The 23,904-nt window shown below is 63.7% G+C and carries 18 protein-coding genes and 1 pseudogene; 12 read left to right on the top strand and 7 right to left on the bottom strand.

Annotation, left to right across the window (positions count from 1 at the left end; genetic code table 11):
* Positions 1 to 24: 24 nt before the first annotated feature.
* The 8 genes and pseudogenes from M0954_RS26440 to M0954_RS26405 all read left to right on the top strand — a co-directional run bounded on the left by M0954_RS26440 (position 25) and on the right by M0954_RS26405 (position 13,665).
* Complete coding sequence (locus M0954_RS26440) at positions 25 to 3,438, top strand: hypothetical protein (RefSeq protein WP_297356407.1); 3,414 nt, start codon at positions 25 to 27, stop codon at positions 3,436 to 3,438.
* Positions 3,435 to 7,277: a contractile injection system tape measure protein gene (locus M0954_RS26435; protein WP_297356405.1), complete on the top strand. Its 3,843-nt coding sequence runs from the start codon at positions 3,435 to 3,437 to the stop codon at positions 7,275 to 7,277. The genes M0954_RS26440 and M0954_RS26435 overlap by 4 nt, the downstream gene beginning before the upstream one ends.
* A gap of 364 nt (positions 7,278 to 7,641) precedes the next feature.
* Positions 7,642 to 9,864, top strand: coding sequence for a DUF4157 domain-containing protein (locus M0954_RS26430; protein WP_297356403.1), 2,223 nt, complete (start codon positions 7,642 to 7,644; stop codon positions 9,862 to 9,864).
* Between the two features lie 271 nt (positions 9,865 to 10,135).
* Positions 10,136 to 10,393: pseudogene (locus tag M0954_RS26425) on the top strand (MFS transporter); the annotation flags it as partial.
* A gap of 257 nt (positions 10,394 to 10,650) precedes the next feature.
* The gene (locus M0954_RS26420; protein ID WP_297356400.1) at positions 10,651 to 11,892 is read left to right on the top strand and encodes an ATP-binding protein; all 1,242 of its coding nucleotides are present in this window, start codon (positions 10,651 to 10,653) and stop codon (positions 11,890 to 11,892) included.
* A 213-nt stretch (positions 11,893 to 12,105) separates the two neighbouring features.
* Positions 12,106 to 12,765: a glutathione S-transferase family protein gene (locus M0954_RS26415; RefSeq protein ID WP_122158664.1), complete on the top strand. Its 660-nt coding sequence runs from the start codon at positions 12,106 to 12,108 to the stop codon at positions 12,763 to 12,765.
* 166 nt (positions 12,766 to 12,931) lie between these two features.
* Positions 12,932 to 13,210, top strand: coding sequence for a hypothetical protein (locus M0954_RS26410; protein WP_123388003.1), 279 nt, complete (start codon positions 12,932 to 12,934; stop codon positions 13,208 to 13,210).
* Between the two features lie 110 nt (positions 13,211 to 13,320).
* The gene (locus M0954_RS26405) at positions 13,321 to 13,665 is read left to right on the top strand and encodes a superinfection immunity protein (RefSeq protein ID WP_122158666.1); all 345 of its coding nucleotides are present in this window, start codon (positions 13,321 to 13,323) and stop codon (positions 13,663 to 13,665) included.
* Between the two features lie 65 nt (positions 13,666 to 13,730).
* On the opposite strand, the gene M0954_RS26400 is transcribed toward M0954_RS26405, so the two are convergent.
* A complete protein-coding gene (locus M0954_RS26400) occupies positions 13,731 to 14,009 on the bottom strand; it encodes a hypothetical protein (protein WP_133893366.1) in 279 nt (92 codons plus the stop codon).
* Positions 14,010 to 14,230: 221 nt separating this feature from the next.
* Positions 14,231 to 14,518 carry a hypothetical protein gene (locus M0954_RS26395; RefSeq protein ID WP_297356398.1) on the bottom strand — a complete coding sequence of 96 codons (288 nt, stop codon included), beginning with the start codon at positions 14,516 to 14,518 and terminating at the stop codon, positions 14,231 to 14,233.
* An 8-nt stretch (positions 14,519 to 14,526) separates the two neighbouring features.
* Here M0954_RS26395 and hflK point away from each other — a divergent pair, with 8 nt between their 5' ends.
* From hflK to M0954_RS26375, 4 genes are all read left to right on the top strand, one after another.
* Positions 14,527 to 16,422, top strand: coding sequence for a protease modulator HflK (gene hflK, locus M0954_RS26390; RefSeq protein WP_297356396.1), 1,896 nt, complete (start codon positions 14,527 to 14,529; stop codon positions 16,420 to 16,422).
* A 72-nt stretch (positions 16,423 to 16,494) separates the two neighbouring features.
* A complete protein-coding gene (gene hflC, locus M0954_RS26385) occupies positions 16,495 to 17,562 on the top strand; it encodes a protease modulator HflC (protein WP_297356394.1) in 1,068 nt (355 codons plus the stop codon).
* Entirely contained in the window at positions 17,559 to 18,755 is a 1,197-nt protein-coding gene (locus M0954_RS26380; RefSeq protein ID WP_297356392.1) for an SPFH domain-containing protein, read from the top strand. Before hflC ends, M0954_RS26380 begins: the two co-directional genes overlap by 4 nt.
* The gene (locus M0954_RS26375; RefSeq protein ID WP_297356390.1) at positions 18,752 to 20,929 is read left to right on the top strand and encodes a heavy metal translocating P-type ATPase; all 2,178 of its coding nucleotides are present in this window, start codon (positions 18,752 to 18,754) and stop codon (positions 20,927 to 20,929) included. The genes M0954_RS26380 and M0954_RS26375 overlap by 4 nt, the downstream gene beginning before the upstream one ends.
* 45 nt (positions 20,930 to 20,974) lie before the next feature.
* On the opposite strand, the gene M0954_RS26370 is transcribed toward M0954_RS26375, so the two are convergent.
* The 5 genes from M0954_RS26370 to M0954_RS26350 all read right to left on the bottom strand — a co-directional run.
* Positions 20,975 to 21,211 (bottom strand): hypothetical protein, encoded by a 237-nt coding sequence (locus tag M0954_RS26370; RefSeq protein WP_122158671.1) that lies wholly within the window; start codon positions 21,209 to 21,211, stop codon positions 20,975 to 20,977.
* A 424-nt stretch (positions 21,212 to 21,635) separates the two neighbouring features.
* Positions 21,636 to 21,770 carry a hypothetical protein gene (locus M0954_RS26365; RefSeq protein WP_297356388.1) on the bottom strand — a complete coding sequence of 45 codons (135 nt, stop codon included), beginning with the start codon at positions 21,768 to 21,770 and terminating at the stop codon, positions 21,636 to 21,638.
* A 145-nt stretch (positions 21,771 to 21,915) separates the two neighbouring features.
* Positions 21,916 to 22,251: a hypothetical protein gene (locus M0954_RS26360; protein ID WP_297356386.1), complete on the bottom strand. Its 336-nt coding sequence runs from the start codon at positions 22,249 to 22,251 to the stop codon at positions 21,916 to 21,918.
* Positions 22,252 to 22,384: 133 nt separating this feature from the next.
* Positions 22,385 to 23,404, bottom strand: a complete 1,020-nt coding sequence (locus M0954_RS26355; protein WP_297356384.1) for a DUF2891 domain-containing protein — start codon at positions 23,402 to 23,404, stop codon at positions 22,385 to 22,387.
* A 180-nt stretch (positions 23,405 to 23,584) separates the two neighbouring features.
* Positions 23,585 to 23,904, bottom strand: a 320-nt coding sequence (locus tag M0954_RS26350; protein ID WP_297356382.1) for an FAD-dependent oxidoreductase, incomplete at its 5' end; no start/stop codon positions are given.

Below are 23,904 nucleotides of genomic sequence, written 5' to 3'. Positions count from 1 at the left end.
GCCTGCGCTGCGGCGGTTGTCGCGATGAGCTCGTCCCCCTCCATTCCGCGCGATCCGCCCGCCAACCCCGCACAGGACTATGCGGCACTGCTCGCGCTTGGCCTCGATTATTGCCAGCGGCTGACTGAAGACACCTGGACCGACTATAACGAGCACGATCCCGGCGTCACGATCCTCGAACAGCTTTGCTATGCGTTGACCGATCTCGGCTTGCGCAACAGCCAACCAGTGCCGGTGCTGCTGGCGCCCGCGCCGGGCACGACGGCAGCGGCCGATACGCTGATCTCCGGCGAGCGCATTCTATCGAGCGCGCCGTGGACGGTGGCCGATTACCGGCGGATGTTGTACGACCGCGTGGTGCATCTGAAGAACGCCTGGCTCGCGGCACCGGGCGACGCGGTGGCGGGGCAGGGACCGGCGGCGGCATCGAAAGCATCGGACGCTTATGCGTGGTCCATGGGGCTCTACGAAGTCCGGGTCGAGAGCTTTATCGAGGATATCAAAAGCGACGACGAACGGGCCGCGCTGATCGAGTCCGTCGTACGGCAGATGCGCGCGCAGCGCAATCTCGGGGAAGATCTCGCGAGCGTCGTATTGCTGCAGCCGCATGCGATCGAGGTGCATGCGCTGATCGAAGTCGGCATCAATGCCGACCCGGTCGGCGTGCTCGCCCAGGTGTTGTTCGACCTTCAGCACTTCCTCGTGCCGTTTCCCAGGGTCGAGCTAGCCGATGCGCTTCTGCAAGCCGGGATGCCGCCCGACGAAATATTTCGTGGGCCACGGCTCGGTCTGGGCGTAATCGGCGAAAGCGGTCTGGCCAACTACAGGCGCGATGTGACGCGCCAACAGGTGATCGACATCATCCTGGCGGTACCGGGCGTGCGGCGAGTTTCGAAGGTAAGTCTGGCCGGCGTCGGTCTGAATGCAGCCGGCGACGCGATTGCACTGCAACCGAACGAGGTGCCGCGCCTCGCGCCGTCGATTTTCGAGCCGCCCACACGCCGCCCCTACACCATCCAGCTAGAACTCGAAGGCGGCATCGCGCAATCGGTCGACTCGGCACGCGTCTATAGTCGTATCGAGGCGCTCATTGCAGCGCTGACCGACCAGCAGAATTACGCTGAACTGCAAACGCGCGCGTTGGGTTACGGCCGCGCGGCCACCGCCTCGTACGTGGATCTCCCGCATTACACCTCGATCCAGCATCAGTTTCCCATGACCTACGGCATTGGCCGTGAAGGCGTGCCGGCGTTGCCGCACTGGAGCGTGGAGAGCGCCGGTGGGCGTTTGCAAGGCAGTGTGCCAGTGACATCCGACCGGCGCCGCCGCCAGGCGCTCGCGCAGCAACTGAAGGGCTACCTGCTACTATTCGAGCAATTACTCGCCAACCAGTTCGCACAACTTGCCAATGCGTGGCAGCTGTTTGCACTGGAGCTCGGGCCGCCCGCTCAGCACAGCTATTTCTGGCAGCCGCTCGTCCATACGCCCGAACTCGACACCGACCCGCCGGACGTGCTCGCGCTCCTGACGCAAAGGACCGGTCCCGACGGGACCGAGCAGATGCAGCACGGGGTCTATGTGATCGATGCCGAGCGACGCGTGGTGCTGGTCGGCCGCGAGACGGGCAATCTGTCCGATGCGCACGCGGTGCGCGCTGAACTTGTGCGGCGTGGGGCGGCGGCGAACGCCTATCAGATCGAACGCATCGCGCAACCGGAGCTGTCGGGTCAGGCGGAATTTCGCCTGACCATTCATGCCGCCGACGGCAACCTGCTCGCGTACGGTGAAGAACGGTATGGCACGCTCGAGCGTGCGCAATTCGCGCTGACGCGGATGGCCGCGCTGCTGGCGCGCTGCGTAGACGATCCCGCGCAGACGGCGCGGCATCTGATCGTGCGTGCGCTGAGTGGGATTACGGTGCGGATCGCCGACAGGGGTGGACGCATCGTCCTCGACAGCGGTGCGCTGCCGGACGCGCAGGCGCGCACGCGGCGCGAGCGCGATCTGTTGCTGCATGGGGTCGAACCCAGCCGTTACCGGGTGAGGCGCGACGATCGTGGCTGGCTGCGGCTGACCTTGCACGACGCGCAGCACGAGTTGCTGGCGTCGGGCGAGATCCGCTATGCGTCGCTTGAGAGCGCGCGCCTCGGGCGCGACGAACTGGTCGCGTGGGTGGTGCGCCTGCGCGACGAGCCCTCGTTGCACGACGCCTATATCGAAGCCTCGCCGGCCGTGCCGGGCAAAACGCTGCCGGGCGCCTATCTGGCGGGCCTCGCCGAGCTGAATGCGCGCTTCGACCCGGCAGTCGAACGCCGCAATCGCTTCCTCGATCATTTGCTGGCCCGTTTCGGCGAGCGCTTCGAGGACAGCCTGCTGGCGCGGCTTGATCCGCGCGACGACGGTGGCACCGCGCTGCAGATCGGTTTGCAGCGCGCGAAGACCCTGTTCCTGCGCAACCTCGTGCCGCTGGGCGCGGGCCGCGCCACGGGACCCGACTACGGCCGCGCGCTAACGAAAAGCGACTATGGTCCCGGTGGTCAGGACGACGAACCGGCCGACGGTTTCGTGCGGCGTCTCGCGCTGTTGCTCGGCATCGAGGTGCCGGCCGACGCGGACGGTGTGCTGCGCAGCGCGCATTTCCGCATGACGCGCGAGAACCCGCCCTTTCTCTACGTGGAGCGCGAGGAAGGCGCGGGCGCACGCGTGCCGCCTGCCAATCAGCGTTCGTTCACATTCCGCGCGAAGCAACCGGCGATCATTGCGAGTCTGCTCGAGCACGGGCTCACGCCTGAGCATTACAGTGTGCGGCACGATGCCCATGCGCAGTACGGGGTAAGTCATGACGGTTCCGGCAGTTGGGTGCTGACTTTCGCCTGGCCGGGAGACAAGCCGCAGGAGATACATCGCGCGGGCTCGCGGGAGGCGATTCATGCGGCGCGCGATCGGTTGATGCATTACCTGCGTGGCCTGAGCCACGACGCGAGGGCGCTGCAATCGGGCGAGGGCTTCCATATGGTCGAGCATATTCTGTTGCGGCCGGATCAACTTAGTGCCGACGACGGTTTCTACCGTCAGCGTGTGAGTCTGTTTTTCCCCAACTGGCCGGTTCGCTTTCAGGACCCTGAATTCAGGGCTTTCGCGCAGCGTACCGTATTCGACAACACGCCCGTGCATCTGGATGTGCGCTGCTACTGGCTCGGGTTTGGCGAAATGACGGAGTTCGAGCGCCTCGACGGCGTATGGCGCTCGGAGCTGCATCGTTTTGCGAATCAATCTCAAGGCGAGCGGCCAGGCGGTACGGCCCGGGCCATGCGTGCTTTTATTGAGCGGATGGATCTGCGCGATCGTGAGGAGGGTGATGACGCCGCTGAGGGCGGTGTCCATGATGAGCCCGGTATGCGTCGTCGGCACGGCGTAAACCATGGGGCTGGAAAATGACACGTCCGCCGCTCGTGAACCGGGTGGTGCTGGAGCCAATGATGAAGCGGCGCGACGACGGCGACCAGATTGCGGACCGGCTTTCACGCTTTGCCCGCGAGCGCCTGCCGACGCTGCTGCATGACGCATTGCGCGGCTTTAGCGAGGATGCAACAGAGCGCATCCTTGAGCGGCTTGAGATCGACCTCGGCGACGCGCCGCCGGACCGGCTCGAAAAAGTACTCGAAGAGCGTCTCGCGAAGGTTTTGCGGGACCGTCTGATAGACCGGTTTGGCTTCCCGGCGGGGGCGGCAGGTTCGACGGCACGGCCATGGGAGCCTGCCAGCGACCCGGGTGGGCGCGACGCGTATCCCGCATCGCCTGCGAGCGAGCGTGGCCGCGCCGGACCGTCCATCCGCACGCAGTGGCTGGACAATGCTGACCTCGCGGCGCTCGCTGATTGGCTCGAAGGGCGTGCCATGCTGGATGCCCGAGCGGTGAACCGGCTGTTCGCCGACGCGCTTGCTGTATCCGCACACGATGTCGCCCTGCTGCTGCGCGATCACGGTCGTAGAGAGGCGCGGCGCGAGCGCCTTGTCGCAACGCTCGATCCTTCAATACGTGCACGGGCGGTGCATGCCCTGCGGCCGACCGATGCACGGCAGGTGATCGGCGATGTTGACCGGTTTTCGGACCATCATCGCGCGGCGCCCGTCATCGCCATGAGCCAGCAAGCGTTCGACGCCGTGCTATGGCAGACAGTATTCGCCTATCTGCTGGCCGATCGCGGCAGCCGTTTTAACCGGCGCGCGTTTCTTGGCTCGCTGCTGACGAGACTCGCCGCGCACGCAGGAGTGAGATACACAGATTTGCTGGACGGCCTGCTCGCGCGGGTTGAGGACGGCCACTATGCCGTGGAGCGGGATGAGTCGTTGCGTGATGTACTGGCGGCATTGCGCAGACAGACGGACCCAGGCAGGGCCGTTAAAAATGCAGCAGGCGGTAGCGCAAGCGAAGTGCACCCGGCGTCCGGAAGCGGTGAAGCGGGCGGCGGCGCGGACGGTGCGACGTCCTTGGACAGCGCCGACGAAGCCGCGCCGGTACCTGCAGGCGCAGCGGAAAACCGCGACCTGGAAGCACTCGATTTTTATATGGAGCAGGGAGCCTGGCCCTGGTTTACCGCCGACGCCACCGCGCCCGCCGCGCTCGTGCTCCGTCTGGCAAAGCGTGTGCCGCTGCGTCTCGTCATGGTGCTGCGGCGGCGCGACTCGGAGATGGGGCGGGAGGCACGTCTTATGCGGCTCGCAGCTTCGCTGGACGCACGGCAGCGCGATCAGCTGATAGACGCTTTCGAGCCGATGGCGCGCCGCGCGATGGTTGGCTCGCTGAACGCGCTGGAGGCCCTGATCGAGCATGCCGGATTTTCTGCCCCACAGCGCCGCTCGTTGCTGCGCGGCCTGAATGCTGCGACGCTCGAATGCATTTCGGCGGCGCGTAGCGAGGCCTTCGATGAGCGAGCATGGCTCGGGCAGATACTGGCCCGCGCGGCACAAGCCGCGGGACTCGACAAGCGCGTGTTTGACGATGTGCTGTTGCTGGTCACGCATGGCGACCTTGCGCGCAAACGGCGCATCCGCTGGATGCGCGCGCGACTTGTTGAAGCCGGTGTGGGCGGTGAGGTGAACCGAAGCGGCGACGCTCGAGTTGCGGGGCGTAGCGCGCACACCGCATTGGCCACTTCCCCCGAGTCCAGCTCGAACCATGAAACGCCAACTGGACACGAAGCAGACCGTTTTGTGCGAGCGTTATTGCTTGCGTGGCCTATGCTTGTCCACGCTTTGCGCTTACCGCGTCGCGCGCTTCAGGCCGTTCCAGAACTGACACATGTCACTACCTCGGACATGCTGTTAGACGCACTGAACCGGCTCGCGGGGTTATATGGCATACCGCTGCGCCGGTGGTTCGCGGGCCTGGCGATCGCGCGAGAGTGGCGGCAGGTCGACCTTGGACTGAAGCTGTTGCGAAGCTGGCGCGCGCATTCCGGCGAGCGGTCGTCAACATCAGCAGAAATTTCGCACGCGCCGCTTTTCTCCGAACACTCATCGACACTGCTTCAAGCTGCCGCTGCAGGTGCTTCGTTCCTCCAGTTCGTCGCGATCGGAACGGTCCCCCCGAAGGCTTTACCCTGGCTATCGGGATCGTCTGACGCCTGGCTCGACGCCGTTTTGCGCGACGATTTCGCCGTAGTCGCGGATGCGCTACGGGCTCGCAGTCCTGATGAGCACATGTTGCGCAGACTTGTGCGGCACTTCCGGGCCGACAGTCTTCAGCGTCTTGCCGCTGCGTTGGCGCCAAACATGTCGGCTCTATCGCTCGGCTTGCTGCGCGCGGGCCGCTCATGTGCGGCGACAGCGCGGCATGGGCCAGAGTTCGCCGCGCTTCAGCATGCCCTATTGGCTGCCCTATTGGCTCCCGCGGCGGCGCGGACCTCGGAGCGGGTGTACATCGACCGCGTGCTCGACGGCCTTGCACGCAGGCTCAATCTAAAACCGGAGCGACTCGCGGATGAACTCGCTGACGAGGCGGCAGACGACAGTCCGGTGCTGCGCGATTTGCTGAGGGCGAGATCCTTCAGCATACCTGATGATCATGATGCGGCCAGGCAGACGCCGCGCAGCGGGGTCCAGCTGAATCGCACGCAAACGCGGTCCGCTGGATTGGCACGCGAGCGACCTTCGCACGCGCAGGCATGGCAGCAATTTGCGCTGTTTATGCGCTACGGAGAGCAATCGCGGGAACCGGGCGTGTCGATTGAGGCGGCTATTGCGCAACTCGCGCGCGCCGCACCGCAACTGCTTGCTCGTGCATTGCGCGAAAACGCGACCGTAGAGCCGATGCACACCCGGCTTGCCTCGCTCGATCCGTCGGCCTTCGCGCGGCTTGCGCGAGCTGGGGCACCACGCCGCGCGAGCGCGCTCCTCGCGCTGCAGTCGGTGGTTGCCGGCTTCGCCACGCGGGATGCAGCGCTCATGATATCGCGTGCTCAAGCTGCGTGGCTGCTCCATGCCAGGCGAGGTTCGGTGCGCGCGATGCTTGCTGTACTCGTCGAGGAGACGCTCCACAGGGCTGGGCGCGCGGCCCATACGGTGATCGCGCGCTGGCGGCGTGCCGTGCGGCTGGCTGGCGTCGAGCCTGGGCTGGAGCGTGAATGGCAAGCATGGCTTGCGGCCCGCGAGGCGCTAGTCGATCGAGGCGGCGCCGTGGCGCCCCGTGTCGAGATTGCGCCTTCGGACGAGGGCGCCGCACCCGAGCGTCCACGTCAATCCGTCAAGCACGAAAGTCATCCGATCTACGTGGCGAATGCGGGCATGGTGCTACTCTGGCCGTACTTGCAGCGCTACTATGAATTGCTGGGTCTGATTCGTGAGGGCACGTTCATTGACTTCGACTCCCGCAGCCGTGCCGTCTATCTGCTACATTGGCTTGCCAGCGGGCACAATGCGCGGCACGAAGCAGAGTTGCCACTTGCGAAGGTGATGTGCGGCATCGTACCGTCGACTCCGCTAGCCGCAGCCGCAGAGGGCGAGCCCGATGCCCGTGAGCAGGCTGTCTCCGACGAACTGCTGGGCGGCGTCAGACAAAACTGGGACAAACTGCGCAACACCACGACGGAAGGTCTGCGAGAGTCCTTCCTGATGCGCAACGGCCGTTTGATGCGCGACGAGAGCGCCGGGCATCACTGGGCGCTGATCGTCGAAACGAAGGCGTATGACGTGCTGCTCGATACGCTTCCGTGGCGAATCTCGATGATCCGGTTGAGCTGGATGACGGACATGCTCGCAGTCCAATGGCGCCGTTGAACTGGATCTCGATTTGGTAAGAGATCTGTTGCCGGCGCAGGGCCCCGCCCCGAGTCCGGAGGAAATCGGAGCGCTGGTCACGCAATGGCACGCGCTTGCCGGTTGCGAATGGCTTAGCTACTAGCCTTGGACCGGCGCGGTCTGGCAATTTTAGGAAAAGCAACGCGTCTGGCCGCGCGCTCCCCACCAATGGCAAAGCGTTCGATGTACGGGCCGTCCGGATTCTGCACGAACCGTATCAATCTTCTTTCACTTACCGGGCACGGACTTCAACGCTTCACCATTGAAACGGCCAAGCTTGCAAGCAATTGGCATTCAGAACCGGTATAACCGCAGGTTCGACACGGGTTAAGGTCCCTTATCCATGGAACGTGAGAAACGCAAGGTTCCTGAGTCCGCCATCAATGGCGAACCTGCCCGTGGCGTGCCTGTCCAGCAAAGCAGTCTCGCCCAGCTGGTGGCCGGTAGCTCCCGCATGCGGGACCAGGCGCAGCTTATCGCCGGTATCGCCAGCAGTCCGCGCGTGCTCGCGCAGCGGGTCCAGGTGCCGGGCGTGGCCCACGGCATCCCGGATGGACTGAGGCAGGGTGTCGAGCAGTTGTCGGGCACGTCGATGGAAGGTGTCAATGTCCATTACAACTCGCCGGAGCCCGCGCGCATGCAGGCGCTTGCTTTTGCTCGCGGCAACGCGATTCACCTTGGCCCTGGCCAGGAACGTCACCTGCCGCATGAGGCATGGCACATTGCCCAGCAGCGGCAGGGTCGGGTCCGAGCTACGACGATAGCCAAGGGTGCGCGCCTCAACGACGATCCAGCCCTGGAAAACGAGGCAGATCGCATGGGCGCGCTTGCCGCGCAATTCAATCCACGCGCCGAATCCATACCGATGCCCGCGCCTGGCGCAGGTGGGGCGGCGGTCGCGCAGCGCCGCGTCGGCGTCGAGTACGAGACCAACTGGACGGTGAGCGGTGATATGGCTGAGAACCACAAGAAGCCAATCTACAATGGCGTCGGCTGGCGAGTCGAGAGCGACGCCAACAACCTTGAATTTGTGGTCGAGCCGCCTGCCAATTCTGCGGCCGCGTTGAAAGCGACCGTCAGCACCATGGTGGCGATGGCCCGGCATATTCTGGGGAATGCTGGCGGCGGCACGACCCCCATCGCAGACGCTTTAGGTACCGCGCCGGAACCACGTTTTGAAAACGAGTCAATCACGCCTTCCAGTGACGCGAACATGTCGGCCAAGGCGCAATTCACTTTTGGCGTGTCGATGGAAAACCTGGCGGGACTGCTCGACAAGCTAGCGAAGGGTAACCATGTCCCGGCGAGCTATGACGAGGGCCACAAGGGTTTTCACTTCGAGAAGAACAAGGCAGCCACGACCCGCGAATTCCTCGGGGGCACGCTCAAGCATGACGTCGCCAAATCGGACGCCTACCGCCACGCGGCGACAAAGCTCGCCAACGACCAAAGTCCCGCCGTAAAGGGCTTCCTGTCGTACTTGAGCTACTACATAAAGTCGATGCAGACGACCTACAGCGACAAGCAGTTCACCAAGTTTCACAGGGCCGGTCACGTGGCCCAGGAACTCGCGCGCCTGTACGCGCAAGGGAGCACGCTGAAAATTGATGACGTGTGCAAGGGACTGGGCTATCCGGGCGATATTCTTCACGAGCTGTGGGTAGAGGCCAACACCGATTCCTGTCTCACCGAAGATGGCCTGACCGTGGATGCGCTGGGAGGCGAGGACGTTGACAATCTGAAAAAATTTATCGACGAACGGCTCAAGGAATTCGACTATCCGAAGTACCGTTTCATGTTGATGAACCGAAGCGGGTTCGACAAGATGTATCAGGCCTTGAACGATACCGACCAGGCGTGGATTGCCGAGAACAAGGCGCAGTTCATTGAGCAGCTCGGTCTATCGCAGGACAAGCCCTTGTTCGATTCACCGTACACATTCAAGACCCAGATCTCCGACACCCAAACCGAGCGCGGCTTCACGCGCGGGCCAACGGTAGGCGCATGGATGGACTCGATCATCGCGAGTGGGGAAGCGAGTCGCGACATGATGTCGCCGCCGCCTGAGTTCATCGATCACCACGGCGTCGCGGATCCCGAACAATCGCTGGGCGCATTAGGTTTGCTCGATACCCAGATTGTGTCGGTGCCGCAGGTTCGGTCGAACGGCAATGGCGCACACACGGTTGGCGAAGTGGAGAAGCAAACACGCCTCGTGGTCATTGAGCTGCGCGCATGGGGCGACTGGTTACGACCTGAAGAGTGGGCCGAGCATAGCTACGATATGGCGTTCATCCATAACCAGCTGGCGCCGGGAAGCCTGAATACCGACGAACACACTTATGAAACCCGTCTAGCGGAACTCAAAGATCAGCGGATTCGCGTTGAGGCCCGGATTACCGCCCTGAGAGAGAAGAAACGTAAGCTGAATGCTTCCGGGAGCGGAAGCCAGCAACATATCGCGGGCATGCATCGTGGCCTTAACGACCAGATTGCCAATGCGGCGGCCGACATCCGGTTCGTCGTTTCTGAGATCGTCGCGCTCAAGGTGCAGTATTTGCGTTAGTGTCAGCGGATTGTTGTTCAGGGGCGGCGTTGCTCAAGCATGCATTGAGGCCCCCGCCAGGGCGAACGACGAATCTGGACTTCGCCGAATGGTCCGGCGTGTTCGGCGACGCGAATACAGGAAACGGTAGGCATCGAATGAAAAAGCCATGCGACACAAAACCGTTGCCAAGACCGACAACGCGAGCGCTCATGGCGGTGTAGTCGAAAAAGAAAGGCATGGCGCCGCATATATTGCCGACTATCGCGCCAGTTCCGTCGCGCAGCGGCGACTCATCAACGATAGCTTCCACGCTTACCAGTCGGAACTGTTTCCGACCAGCATCCGCGCGCGGGCTGTCGGCTTTGTATACTCGTGGAGCCGCTTCTCGGCGATTTTTACGGCTTTTCTGATCGCGGCCGTGCTCAAGGAGTTCGGCACCACGGGCGTGTTCGTGTTTATCGCAGGCGCGATGCTGATCGTGATGCTGGCGACTGGTCTGATGGGGCCGCGCACCAAAGGCCTGGAGCTGGAGAAAATCTCCCACTGATCTTACTTTTTGAAAGATCGGGAAATATTGTGTAAGGACTTGTCGTGCGCAGGGGGTTATTCGTAGGTTTTAATGTGGCCGGAGTGGGGGACTATTAGCGTGCGGATTCGTAAATGCGGGTTCGCAGCCACCCACTACTGTCTCTCTTAAGGTTAACGGACGCAAAAGCAGATTCTTTACCCTTATCGCTAAACATCCCGTTTGCCCGGCGCCCGATCCGGCTCGCGCAACTTCCGACTGACAACGAAGAGGAATCGTTGAATACCTTGTTTGTAAGAACCATATTGCTGTCGATGCTAGTGCTGATCTCGGTCCATGCCTGCGTCACGCTGCTGGTTTCCGAGCCGGCGGCAGGTGGCGAGGACCGTGCTCTACAGACTGCCGTCTTCACCGGGCGCGCTTTCGCCAACGATCCGCTGGACAGTGCGGGCGGGACGTGGGGTGCGCCGGTGGAGCGCATCTCGCTGGTGCCGGCGACGATGAAGCTCGATCTCGCAGCACGGCCGAGGATTGTCGATGTTCGCCCGGCCGTATATGAAGCACCCGCTGCCGGCGTTTTGATGGACATCGCCGCACCCTCGACGCCGGGTTCGTCGAACGGTCTTCGTGACGATTCGCCTCTCGTGGGCGACGTTCCGGCGTCGCCGCTGGACTCGCGTTTCGCTGTCGCGGAGTGGGTGATGTCGCTCGTGATGCTCATCCTCGCGTGTTTTAGCCTCTGGCGCGTGCAGCGCCCGCTGCGCAACGTGACGCACGCCGCGCGCGAAACAGCCTGTGGCCACCGGGTCGCTCCAACCGTCCGCGAGGAAGGACCGAGCGAATTACGGCACGTGGTGCGCGCCTTCAACGAAATGGCACGGCGCCGTAATGAGGCGATCGAAGCGCAGGCCGCAGTGCTTGCAGGACTCGCACGGCATATGGAGTACCAGGCTGCACGCCTGCGAACCCGCGCGCTCGAAGTCAGCGAGTGGAACAAGCGGGTGGGATTCGTCGAAGATATCGATTCGTTTTCCGACATCGCGCAACAACTGCTCGACGTGGCTGGACACGGCGACAGCGAAGAGCAACAGGTGTCCGTGGACGGCTTCCTGCGCGACCGCTTCTCGATGATCGGCACGATGGACGGCGCATTATTCGCCTGCGATTTGAAGGCGGGGCCGCAGTTCATGATGTCGCGGCCGCTGCTCGAACGCCTGATGACCAATCTGGTCGACAACGCGCTTGCGCATGGCGAGCCGCCCATCGAGATCAGGACGTCACGCGATCAGCACGGCTGGCACCTCAGCGTGCGCGATCATGGCCCTGGCATCAGCGCGAGCCAGATGCCGGGCGCGACGCAATCGTTCGTGCGTCTGAACGAAACACACAGCCTGACTCAGCATTGGGGCCTGGGGCTTTCGGTGGTCGCGCGCCTGGCGCGTAGTGGCGGCGCCAGTCTGAAGCTGGGTAATCATCCCGATGGCGGCTTGTGGGTGCGGCTTGTTTTGCCGACGAATTGAGGGGGTATTGCTGAGCGTGCCTCCAACAGGCGTGCCCGATTTGGGGTGCCCCGCCAAGCGTCTCCGACTAGGTGTCCTTGACCAGGCGTCCCCGACTAGGCGTCCCCGACTAGGCGTCCCCGTCGATTTACCCGATGGTGGTTCGTCGTAGGGTAAAGCTGCTTTTTCCGGCTATCCTTGCCCGGGCAGCTTTCCCGACACCCGGAGATCGCGATGACATTGAAGCTCTACGCTCACCCCTTTTCCTCGTATTGCCAGAAGGTGCTGGTCGCGCTGTACGAAAACCACACGCCGTTCGAGTTCCGCCAACTGTCCCACGACAAACCGGAGGTGATGGAAGAACTCACGGCGCTGTGGCCGTTCAGGAAGTTTCCGGTACTCGTCGACGCCGGCCGCCCGGTGATGGAGGCGACCGTCATCATCGAATATCTGGGCCTTTACCATCCTGGGCCGGTGTCGTTGTTGCCGGCGGATCCGCGTGCGGCGCTCGAGGTCCGCAGCATGGACCGTTTCTTCGACAACTACATCTCGACGCCGCAGCAGAAGGTGATTGGCGACTGCTTGCGCGGCGAAGCCGAGCATGATCCCCGTGGCGTGGCCGATGCCCGTGCCACGCTCGATACCGCGTACGCGTGGCTCGACAAGACCATGGCAGGCCGCGAATGGGCGGCGGGCGATACCTTTAGTCTGGCCGATTGCGCCGCCGCGCCGTTCCTGTTCTACGCGGACTGGACGCATCGGATCGACGCTTCGTTTGCCAATGTGCTGGCCTACCGTCGACGCCTGCTTGCACGACCGTCTTTTGCGCGCGCCGTCGACGAAGCGCGCCCGTATCGCGCGTACTTCCCGCTCGGCGCACCGGACCGCGATTGACCGCCAGTAGGGTTGCCCGGAGGAATTGTTCGAAATCTGAAAATTGTGATTTCGCCCTATCGTCATAGACTTCCGATAGGGCTCCTCTAAACTACCTTCCAATGTCGCGCTGCACTGGGCAGTCCGCAGCGCACCCGGTTAATTGAAAGCACATTGGAGCTTCATCATGAAAACCAAACTGATCGCAGCATTGCTCGTCGCCGTTTCCGCAGCGGTTGCTGCTCCGGCTTTTGCCAGCGGCTACGGCCCGGCACCGTTCTATCGTCCTTCTGTCGGCGCACCGGTCTCGCAACGCGGCCAGAGCGCGCAAGTGGTTGCTGCCGAACGCAACAGCACCGGCAACGCAACCGCAGATACCTCTTACGGTGGCGTCGCAAGCGCCACGTCGGAATCGGGTAGCCGTCAGTTCCCGGACACCACGCGCAGCCTGTACGCAGGTCATTGATTGCGTCGCGCGACGGGTGTCAGACGTGTGCGTGGGCGTGAAGGCTCAGGACAGCACGTCCGCCCGTCGTGTGATCGCGCATTAGAGCGGTAGAAAAATGAGGTGATGTCATGACGCAAATACTTGAAGGGATAGCGGTTCTCGGCGCATTCACGCTTTACATGATCCCGTCGATCGAAGCGGACGCGCATAACCGTGACGACGCCTTTGCGATCACGATGGTCAACGTCCTGCTCGGCTGGACGGTGATCGGCTGGGTTGCGGCTTTCATGTGGGCACGTCGCCCAGCCACCGAGAAGCGTTTGACCCACCTAGTCAGGCGCACGCACCGGGCCGTGGCGCGCGTGACGATCGACAAGCTGGTTGCGCACGCCCAAAGCCGCAGCGCGTTGCAGAGCCAGATGGTCGGCAAGCTTCGCGTGCGTACGCGTGCTGTGGCGGTTCGTCAGTCGTAATGCGTTAGCGCCGGCCGGCGAGTGTCGACCGGCGCTTCTGCGCGGTGGATTTCGGCCGCCTGGTTTCAGCCTGCGTTTTGCGCAGTGTCGTCGCTGCTAGCCGGTTTGGCGGCGCCTTCCAGAAAGCGCCGCGTCGCTTCGAACGATTGCAGCATCTGGTCGGGCCACGGCGTTTGCAGCATCACGGCTTGATGGTTTTCGAACGCGTTAGTTAGCAGCTTCGAAAGCGCGGGGGACTGAAAGTGCCGTAGCAGCACGCTCACGGCGATGGCGGTCGCCTGACTGGCGCCGGCCGTCTGCAGTTCGGACGTGGTGAGGGCGGCGAGTTGTTTGTTGATGTCCATAGTGGCAAAAGAGAGAGTTGACGCGCTTGAGTTGAGCTCGCGCGCACGCCCAAGTGTCGGGCGTCGATTAAGCGGTAGAAAAACCAACGGCCACCCTGGGTGGCCGTTTTTGCGTACGTGGTCTCGTAGGCGTTCAGGAAGAATCATACCGTGTGCATAAAACTCGGACAAGCCACTGCGCCATCGCCTTAAAGCCCCTCGCTTTTCAGATTATTTTATTTTCAAGGCAAGTGCGTTGCGGATTTTGCCGCTTGCAATGGGTTTGCGGGGGCAGTGACTAAATCGGCAGCGTAAATCGTTTTCAAGCCTGTTTGAAAGTCGATATTCACCGGATGCAATCCAGCAATAGCCTGCCGGCTGTTAAACACACCAAGTTCATGATTCGCTTGAGTTTCGAATCCCGACGCGTTAAATTCGCCTCGCACGCCGCCGGCGCTGCCAAAAAATCCTGACGAAATACATACAGTTTTCAGTTGACCGGGTTCAGGGGCCCGGCGCGGGTCATCCAAGGATAGCGATGTTGCATCAGACGCAAAGCGACGAAGAAACAGCGCATAGCTATCCGGTTTCCGCCACTCGGATCGCCTCGGTCAGCCTGGTGCTAGCTCTCGTGCTCGCCGCGTTGCCGCTCATCAAGGGCGGCTGGTTCGATATCCGCTGGTGCGCCGCTTTGTCGAGTGCATGGCTCGATGTGTTGACGGTCGCGCTGGCGGCCCGTCTCGCCCATACCGGCGGCTCGCGCGCCGTTGAAAAAACACCCCGTCTGGAAGGCCTACGTGTGTGGCAACGCGCGTGGTGGGGTGCATTGGGCAACACGATCTTTGCGACGTTGCGTGCGATCCGCTGGCAGCCTTGGGTCGTGCTGCTCTGCGCGGCGCTTTCCGTGGCTGTTGCCTCGCTCGCGTGGCGCGCGCCGGTCCAGTTTGCGCTCGCTGCGGTACTACGGCCGCCCGGTGCCGCGCTGATCGCGGGCCTCGCCGCCTTTGCGCTGGCCTTCGGCACGCTCGTCGCTGAACTGTACTTTGCGATGCACGCCGCGCGTGGACGCGCCTGGGGATCGCTCGCCAATGTGTTGCGCGTGGCGCTGCTGAGCGCGATGGTCGCAGCGATCTGTGCCGTGCTGCTCGCTTATGCGGAGATTGCCGCAGTGTGGCCGGTGCGGGCGCTCGCAGCTTTCAACGCGGTCATCGCACTTGAATTCGCCTTGCGTGCCGTGTTCTCGTGGTTCGCGCCGCCGCATATGCGCAGCGGCGACGCCAGCGTGCCCGACAGTCTCGTCGCCAGTCTGCTGCGTCTGCGGCCGTCGCCGCTGGCCCGCTTCAGTGCGCAGCTGCGCAATCGCTACGGCATCGATCTGCGTCAGAACTGGGTGTTGCAAAGCGTGGTGCGTTTGTTGCCCGCGGCCATCGGGACGATTGCCGTATGCGCCTGGCTGCTGACGGGCATCGTGATCCTCGGACCCGAGCAACGCGCCGTCTACGAGCGATTCGGCGCGCCGGTCGCAGTCTGGCAACCGGGTCTGCATGTGGCGCTGCCGTGGCCGTTCGGCAAGGCGCGCGCGATCGATAACGGCGCGGTCCATCAGCTGATCGTCTCCGGTTCGCCGGAAGAGAGCGCGGCCGCGTCGCCGCTGGTGCCCGCCGATGCGCAGACGCCCGAGCAGGTGAACCGTCTGTGGGACGTCGTGCATCAGGGCGAGACGAGTCAGGTGATCGCCGGCGCGAGTGGCGACCGGCAGAACTTCCAGATTGTCAGCGCCGACGTGCGGCTCGATTACCGCATTGGCCTCTCGGATGCCGCCGCGCGCGCTTCGCTGTATCGCGCCGAGGATGTACCGGGCACCGTGCGGGCGATTGCCAATCGCGAAGTGGTGCGCTACCTCGCCTCGCACACGATCGATTCGTTGCTCGAAACGCGGCAGACCGCGATGGCCGATACGCTCCGGCGCGCCGTGCAGACCCAGCTCGATCGTCTGTCGAGCGGCATCGATGTGGTGGCGGTGGTGATCGAAAGCGTGCATCCGCCGGCGGGGGCATCCGCAGCGTGGCACCGCGTGCAGGCAGCGCAGATCCGCTCGGAGGCGAGTGTCGCACAGGCGCGCGGGCTTGCCGCGCAGTCGCTCGGCGACGCGCAGCAGCAGGCCGAGACCGCGGTTGCGCAAGCCACTGCGCAGGCCGCCGATATCACCTCGGCTGCGCAAGTCCAGCAAACCAGTTTCAGCGCCGACGTGATCGCTGCCCAGGCGGGTGGCCCAGCGTTTGTGCTTGAGTATTACCTGCATAGCCTGCAGAAGGGTTTGCAGAACGCCCATATCACGGTGATCGACGACCGGCTCGTCGACGGTAATCGCGCCACGATCGATCTGCGCTCGTATGGTGCGGGCGACGCGGCAGGGGCACGGCGGGTTTATTGACGGTAGTGCTTGAGACACGCGCCAACAACGCACACGCTGCATGGCATCGGACAGACGGCTTCGGGGGATATTGTGAGTTTGAATCATTTGCGTGCGCACGCGCATGGTCACGCGCATCACCATCGCGGCGGTGATGCGCACGGCCATGGCGGTGCGGCAACCGGCGGCCCCGGTTTTTACTGGCGCGTGGCGCTGGCGGCGCTGTGCGTCGTGATCGCGTTTGCGGTGGCGAGCTTCATTCAGGTTCAGGCCGGTCAGGCGACCGTGGTGACGCGCTTCGGCGAGCCGGTGCGAGTGTTGCTCGAGCCCGGCCTCGCGTGGCGCTTGCCGGCGCCGATCGAAGCCGCCGTGCCGGTCGACCTGCGTCTGCATACGACCTCGAGCGGCCTGCAGGATGTCGGTACACGCGACGGCTTGCGCATCATCGTGCAAGCCTATGTGGCGTGGCGCGTGCCCGCTAATGCGAACGACGTCGGACGTTTTGTGCGCGCCGTGCGCAACGAACCGGATGAAGCGGCGCGGCAGATTCGCTCGCTGCTCGGCTCCGCGTTGCAGACCACCTCGGCTGACTTCGACCTCGCTTCGCTGGTGAATACCAATCCGGGCCAGGTGCGCATCGCGGCGTTCGAAGATGAACTGCGCCGTCAGGTCGATTCGCAGCTATATCAGGCGTATGGCGTGCATGTGGTGCAGGTCGGGCTGGAGCAGCTGACGCTGCCGGCCGTGACGCTCTCGGCGACTGTCGAGCGCATGCGGGCCGAGCGCGAAACGGTGGCTGCGCAACGCACCGCGGATGGCAAACGGCAAGCCGCGCAGATCCGTTCCGATGCCGATCGCGACGCGCGCATCGCGGTGGCCGATGCCAACGTCAAGGCTGCCCAGATCGAGGCACAGTCGCGCCAGGACGCGGCGGCAATCTACGGCAAGAGCTATGCGGGTAACCCGCATCTCTACACGATGCTGCGCTCGCTCGACACGCTGAACGGCGTGGTCAACACCAACACGAACCTGATCCTGCGCACCGACGCCGCGCCGTTTAACGTGCTCGTGCAGGGGCCCGCCGGGCTCGGCGTGACGCAAGCCGAGCAGGCGCAGGCGCAACCTCAGGCGCCGTCGAAGAAGGGCAAGCACACCCCATGAGTACCGCCATGGAGACGTCGTCGCCAACGCCGTCGCTCGGACCCGGCGCACAAGCCGTGCGTCTGGCGTTCTGGTTCGTGGTGGTGATCGCGCTGCTCGCGGCAGGGGTGTGGGCCACTTCGAATGTCCGGCGTATTCCGGCGGATAGCCGGGCTGTCGTGATGCGCTTCGGCGCCTTCGTGCGTACCCAGGACGCGGGACTGCTGGTGGCCATGCCGCAACCGTTCGAAACCGTGCTGCTGATTCCTGGCAGCGCGCGCGTGCTTGAACAGCGCATCAGCTCGCTCGATCGCGACCCGCGTGCCCGCGCAGCGGATCCGGTTGCAGCGACGCAGTCCAGTCAATCGAGTCAATCCAGTCAGACGATGCCACTGCCGCTTGGCGAAGCCAGTTCGTTGGGAATCCCGTCAGACGCTACGTCGCTCGACTCTGCCTCGTCGGACTCCGCCTCGCCCGATAACACGGGTCCCACGCTGCCCGATGCGCTGGCCGGCTCAGGCTATGTGCTGACCGGCGACGAAGGCGTCGTGCAACTGAGCGCGACGCTCTACTACCGCGTCGTCGATCCGTACGCTTACGTGTTGCAAAAGGAGCGCCTCGAATCGGCGTTGCAGCGCGTGGTTGCGGCGGCGGTGGTCGAAGTGACAGCGGGGCGCGATCTCGATTCGATTCTGGTGGCGCGTCCCGAACTGCTGTCGTCCGACCAGCAGATGGCGGTCAAGCGCGAGCAGTTGCGCGGCGACATGGCGCAGGCGGTGCAGCGCCATCTGGATGCGCTCGCGGCTGCGCATGCGGGGCTCGGTATCGAGGTGGCGCGTATGGACGTGCAGGCGCAATTCCCGGCGACCGCAGTCGATGCATTCAACTCGGTGCTCACCTCGCTGCAGACCGCCGACCGCAATATCGCCGATGCGCGCACGACAGCGGAGAACATCCGCCAGGGCGCGCAGCAGTCCGCGGATCAGATCCTGCAGAGCGCGCAGGCGAGCGCCAGCGAGCGCGTCGCGACGGCGCAGGCCGAAACCACCACGATCCTGCAACTCGAAACGCCGCTCGACGCCAACAGCGACCCGGGCTTGCTGGCGCGCGCGTATCGCGACCGGATCCAGCAGATCCTGTCGAAGGCTGGACGCGTAACAACGATCGATCCACACGATGCATCGAGTCTGGTGCTGCCGGGGAAAATTCAATGAGCGCGCACATCGAACCGGTCGAGCGTGGTACGCCCGGTGGGGCGGGTGATCTCGCGCATGGTGCCCATGGCGCTGACGGTGCGGGGCGTGAGCATGACCACGAGCACGGTCATGACGACGGGTTCGGCCATGACCACGACCACGACCCGCACGCCGCCCATTCGCACGATGACGATGGACCGGGCATCGCGCTCTCCGCTACGGAACGGGGCATCGTTACGCGGCAGATCGCGCTTGCTTTGCTGGCGGGCGGCCTGCTGCTGCTGTCGATGGCGTGGCGCTATTTCGCACCCGGCGGCGCGCAACTCGCCGAAGTACTGGCTGGGCTCTCGTCGCTGCTGGTGGCGGGGCCAGTGTTCACCGGCGCCTGGTACAGCCTGAAGTCGCCGAGCCTGCATGGCGTCACCGACCGGCTGATTGCGCTTGCCATGCTGGCGGCATGGGCGACCGGCGACATGACCACCGCGGCCTTGCTGCCGATCGTCATGACCTTTGGACATGCGCTCGAAGAGCGCAGCGTGCTTGGCTCGCAAGAGGCGATCCGCGCGCTTGGCCGGCTGACCTCGGGCAACGTCCGGCGCGTCAAGAGCGACGGCATGATCGAAGAAGTAGCCTACGAGGCGATCCGCGCCGGCGATATGGTGGAGGTGTCTGCCGGTTCGCGGATTCCCGCCGATGGCGTGGTGCGGCGCGGTCGCTCGAGCGTCGACAACGGGCCGATCACCGGCGAGTCGTTGCCGCTCGATGTCGATGAAGGCGTCGCGGTGTTCGGCGGCGCGTTGAATCTCGACGGCCCGCTGCGCATCGAAGTCACGCATGCGGGCGAGCACTCGACGCTCGGCAAGATCATCGAACTGCTGCAACGCGCCGAACAGGTTAAGCCGCCGATCACTCAGGTGCTCGAACGCTATATGGGCGGTTATCTGGCGCTGGTGCTGCTGATCGCGGCGATTGTGTGGTTCGCGTCGGCCAATGCGTCAGCGATGTTGGCGGTGATCGTCGCCGCATGTCCGTGCGCGCTGGTGTTGGCTGCGCCTTCCACGGCGATCGCCGGGATCGCCGTGGGTGCGCGGCACGGTGTGCTGTTTAGAAACGCGGCATTTCTGGACCGGATTGCCGAGATCGATTCGCTTGTGATCGACAAGACCGGCACGCTCACGCACGGGGAACTGCGCGTGTCGGATGTGTTCGCGCAACCGGGCGTGGTGCGAGCGGATGCCGTCGCGCTGGCGGCGCGGCTGGGGGCGGGGAGTGCGCATCCGGTGAGCCGGGCGTTGACGCGTTATGCCGCGTCGAACACATCGGGTGCGGCTACCATCTCAGCCGCATCAGCCGCATCAGCCGCATCAGCCGCATCAGCCACGGGGCACGAGGTGTCGCCATTCGAGCGCACGCGCGAGCTGCGCGGCCTCGGGGTCGTCGCGGAAACGCCGGAAGGCACCGCCGTGCTCGGTCGCGCGGAGTTGTTACACGACCACGTAACGGGCTTGCAACCCGCGCCCGATTCCATCGACGGGCCCTGCGTCGGCCTGGCGCTCAACGGCCAACTGCTCGCCTGGTTCGGCTTCGCCGATGCCTTGCGCGCCGAGGCCGCCAGCGCGCTCGCCGAACTGCGCGAGCTCGGCCTCGTGCGCCAAACGCTGCTGACGGGTGATCGCGATGCAGTGGCGCGCAAGGTGGCCGCCGAGGTCGGCATCGAGACGGTCGTCTCTCAAGCGCTGCCGCACGACAAGCTCGACTACGTGATGCGCGAACTCGAAGCGGGACATCATCCGCTCGTGGTCGGCGACGGCCTGAACGACGTGCTGGCAATCAAGGCTGGCGCGACCAGCATCGCAATGGGCGAACGCGGGATCGATATTGCGGTGGCTTCTGCCGATATCGTGCTGCTCGGTGACGACCTGCGCCGCATTCCGACCTGCATCCGGCTTGGCCGGCGCTGCCGCCGTACCGCGAGCATCAATGCGGCGATCGGACTGCTGTGGACCGTCGAGATCATCGCGCTTGCCGCGCTCGGTTTGCTAGGAGCGGTATGGGTGGCGATCCTGCACAACGTCGGCACGTTCATCGTGATCGCCAACGCAGGACGACTGCTGCGCATCGACGAAGACTCCGCATCGAAGCCCAGCCGGGACACGCATGTGAATGACGCGCAGGCCGCTGCGCCGCATTGAAGGGCAGCGACGGGTTTGACTGGGATCGCAGTAAAGCGCCGAGCGCTACGTGTCGGCGGTGACCTTGCCGTGCCTGACGGCCGCGTCGAGCTCATCGAGTTGCAACAGCAAGTCGTCGATCGAGCAAAGTTGGGGTTTGGTGACGTGATGGGTGTCGAGCAGTCTGAACAGACGCTTGCGCCAGTAATCCGGTGGCAGGATGCATCCGCCGAAATCCCCGCACACCGATTGCTTCATGACGCGCGTGATATGCGCGATGTCCTGATCGATTAGTGTAAGCATGTTCCGCCCCCGCGGTGGTCCGTACCTGGTCTACGCCAGCTTTTTATTTTGTCTGATTAAAACTGTAGCTCAAATTGGCAGGATGGCAAGCTGCGTGAAACGCCGGAAAAGCGCTACAGGCGTTTGCGGTCGGGCTGTGGCGGGTCGCGAGGATACTAAGGAAAACCATGATAGAAAGCTTTCGCAAAACGCCTAGACTGTAACCAAACGTAACTAAATGTTGCTAATTCTAATTACGGGGATGATTAACGGGGCCGCGCCAGATTGGGCGCACACTGATGAGAACGTGGTGAAGTGAAGCCGCGCATATGGAATGGCCGCAGAGCAATCTGCGGCCATTTTTTTCTTGACTGATGGGTTTGCACAGCCGCTGTAGTTTCCAGCGGTAGCAAGCCCCGGCGTCAGCCGCGGCTCAGGCAGCGCCTTAGTGACAGCGCTTTTGCCAGTGGCCATGAACCTTTACTTTGTGGCACACCGGATGGTGTTCCTCGGCGGAGGCCGGGGCGATAACGCCAAGAGTGACCGCGGCGAGCGAGATGGCAAGCAAAATTTTCTTCATGGGGTTTTCCTGGGTCAGACCGACCCTGTTGGTGAACGGCCCGCTATCTTAGCCCCAGTTGTGAAACGTTAATGTTAAGGAATTGCAAAAACCTGACCGGCCGGCTCCATGGCTTGCCGAAACGAGACAGCCGAGATTGAACGGCTCAACGCGCCTGACCGTGTCCGCCGCCACCGCCGTGCCAAGTACCACCGCCGCCATGGCCACCGCCGCCGTGCCAGCCGCTGCCGCCATGCCAGTACCGGCCGCCGTGCCAATACCCGCCGCGTCCGTAGTAGCAGCAACCGCCGCCGCCCCAGATGCTGACCGAGCCGTAGGCCGGTGCGTACCCATAGCCGTACCCGTAACCGTAGTCGGGATAGTAGGCTTGTCCGTAGTCCGGGTAGGCCGGCCCGTCGTAGTACGGATATCCGTAACCTGGCGCGACGGCGCAGCCGGCCAGAACTGCCACCACCCCGAGCGCCGCAATTAGGCGAAGCATGATTGTCTCCCTCGATTCTCTTAAGAAAGAAATGCGCTTGCCAAGTTCCAGAACAATTGTGTCCACCGTTTACAGAAACAGTGGATGTCGATCGTGAGGGGGATGTTTCAACGCGTCAGACTCGATTTGCCCATTACGCTTCGAGCGCGAGTGTTGCAAAGGTCGCGAGCCAATGCTCTCCCATGTAGTCGCCGGCCACGTGCGCGAGCGCGCTGTCCAGATGTCGCTGGGCCGCTTCGTTGAGCAGCGTGCGACGGGCGTCACCGGCCGGCAGCGCGCGGGCGATCGAGCGCTGGCACCACGCGCGGCTCAGATTGAGACCGTCGAGGTGAGCGATCTTGCCGTCGCTGCGATCGGTCACGGTGACCGGCTTGAACAACGTGACCGGTCTTTGCGCAGCGAGCTCAGGTAGAAACGCGTCGAACCATGTGGCGAATTGCGCGCCCGGCAGCACGCGCCGCATCAATTCGGCTTCCATCAACGACGGCGAGAGGAATTCATCTCCCGCCGGTTCCCACGCCTGACACGCCACGTCATCCAGGTACCAGCGACGCGCGGTTTCGACCACCAGCGCCGTCAGCGATTCGTGTGAGGTTTGCCGCGCGAAGTCGAGCGTCAGGGCGAGCGCAAACGCCATGTTGAAATGCGTGCCCACGCGTAGCGGATAGGTCGCCTTGGGCAGGAATTCTTCGAAGCGTTCGACAAAGGCTTCGGTTAGCGGTGCGAAGGTTTCGCTCCAGTGCGCGGCGTGAGGATGTTTGCGCAGCTTCAGCGCGTCGATCTGCGCAGACAATGCCAACAGCCAGCCCCAGCCATACGGCCGCTCGAAGCCGCGATTTTGCGGCAGGTCGAGATAGGCGCGCTCGCCGGCCACATTGGCCTCGGTGAAATGCTCGTCGACGACGGCGACGATGCGCGCTGCCTCAGGCAGCTCGGGAAAGCGCTCGAGCAGATGGAGGATGAGCCAGTAGCCGTGCACGCAGGAATGCCAGTCGTAGCTGCCGTAGAAGATCGGGTGTAGCGCGCGTGGTCCCTGGACGTCTTGCGGACCTTCAAGCGAGTGCGTCAGCTTGTTCGGGTACTCGCGGGTCAGGTGATCCAGCGCCAGATTGGCGAATTTCGATGCGATAGCGGGAGTGAGTTGGGCAGTCATGGCGTTTCGTCGGTAGCAGGTCAGAAGCGGAATATGAAGAGGTACATCAGCACGGTGTTGACGGTCAACAGCAGTGGTGTGTGGTACGTCATTGTGCCTCGATCATGCCGTTCCGGTCCTTCAGCTCTGGCGGGGCGACCCGCGCCAACGGCGGCGCCGGTCGGTATTGCGGAGTGGGGGCTACAGCAGCTCTCGAATCCGGTGATACAGCATCCCAAGCTCAAGCGCCGGCCCGCGCAACGCCGGCCCTCCCGGAAAGCGCGCATGACGCAGCCTCGCGAACAGATCAAATGCCGCTGTTTCACCCGCCATGGCCTGAGCGACGATGCGCCCGGCAATCCCGGTCAACGCCACCCCATGCCCGGAAAATCCTTGCACATAGAAGTAGTTCGGATCGATCGAGCCGAAATCCGGCGCGCGATTGCGCGTGACGTCCACGAACCCGCCCCATGCATATTCGACCCGCGCATCGGCCACTTGCGGAAACACGCCCACCATCC

It is taken from the genome of Paraburkholderia sp., from assembly GCF_026225065.1.
GTDB lineage: Bacteria > Pseudomonadota > Gammaproteobacteria > Burkholderiales > Burkholderiaceae > Paraburkholderia.
This window is presented reverse-complemented; position numbering and strand designations above follow the sequence as displayed.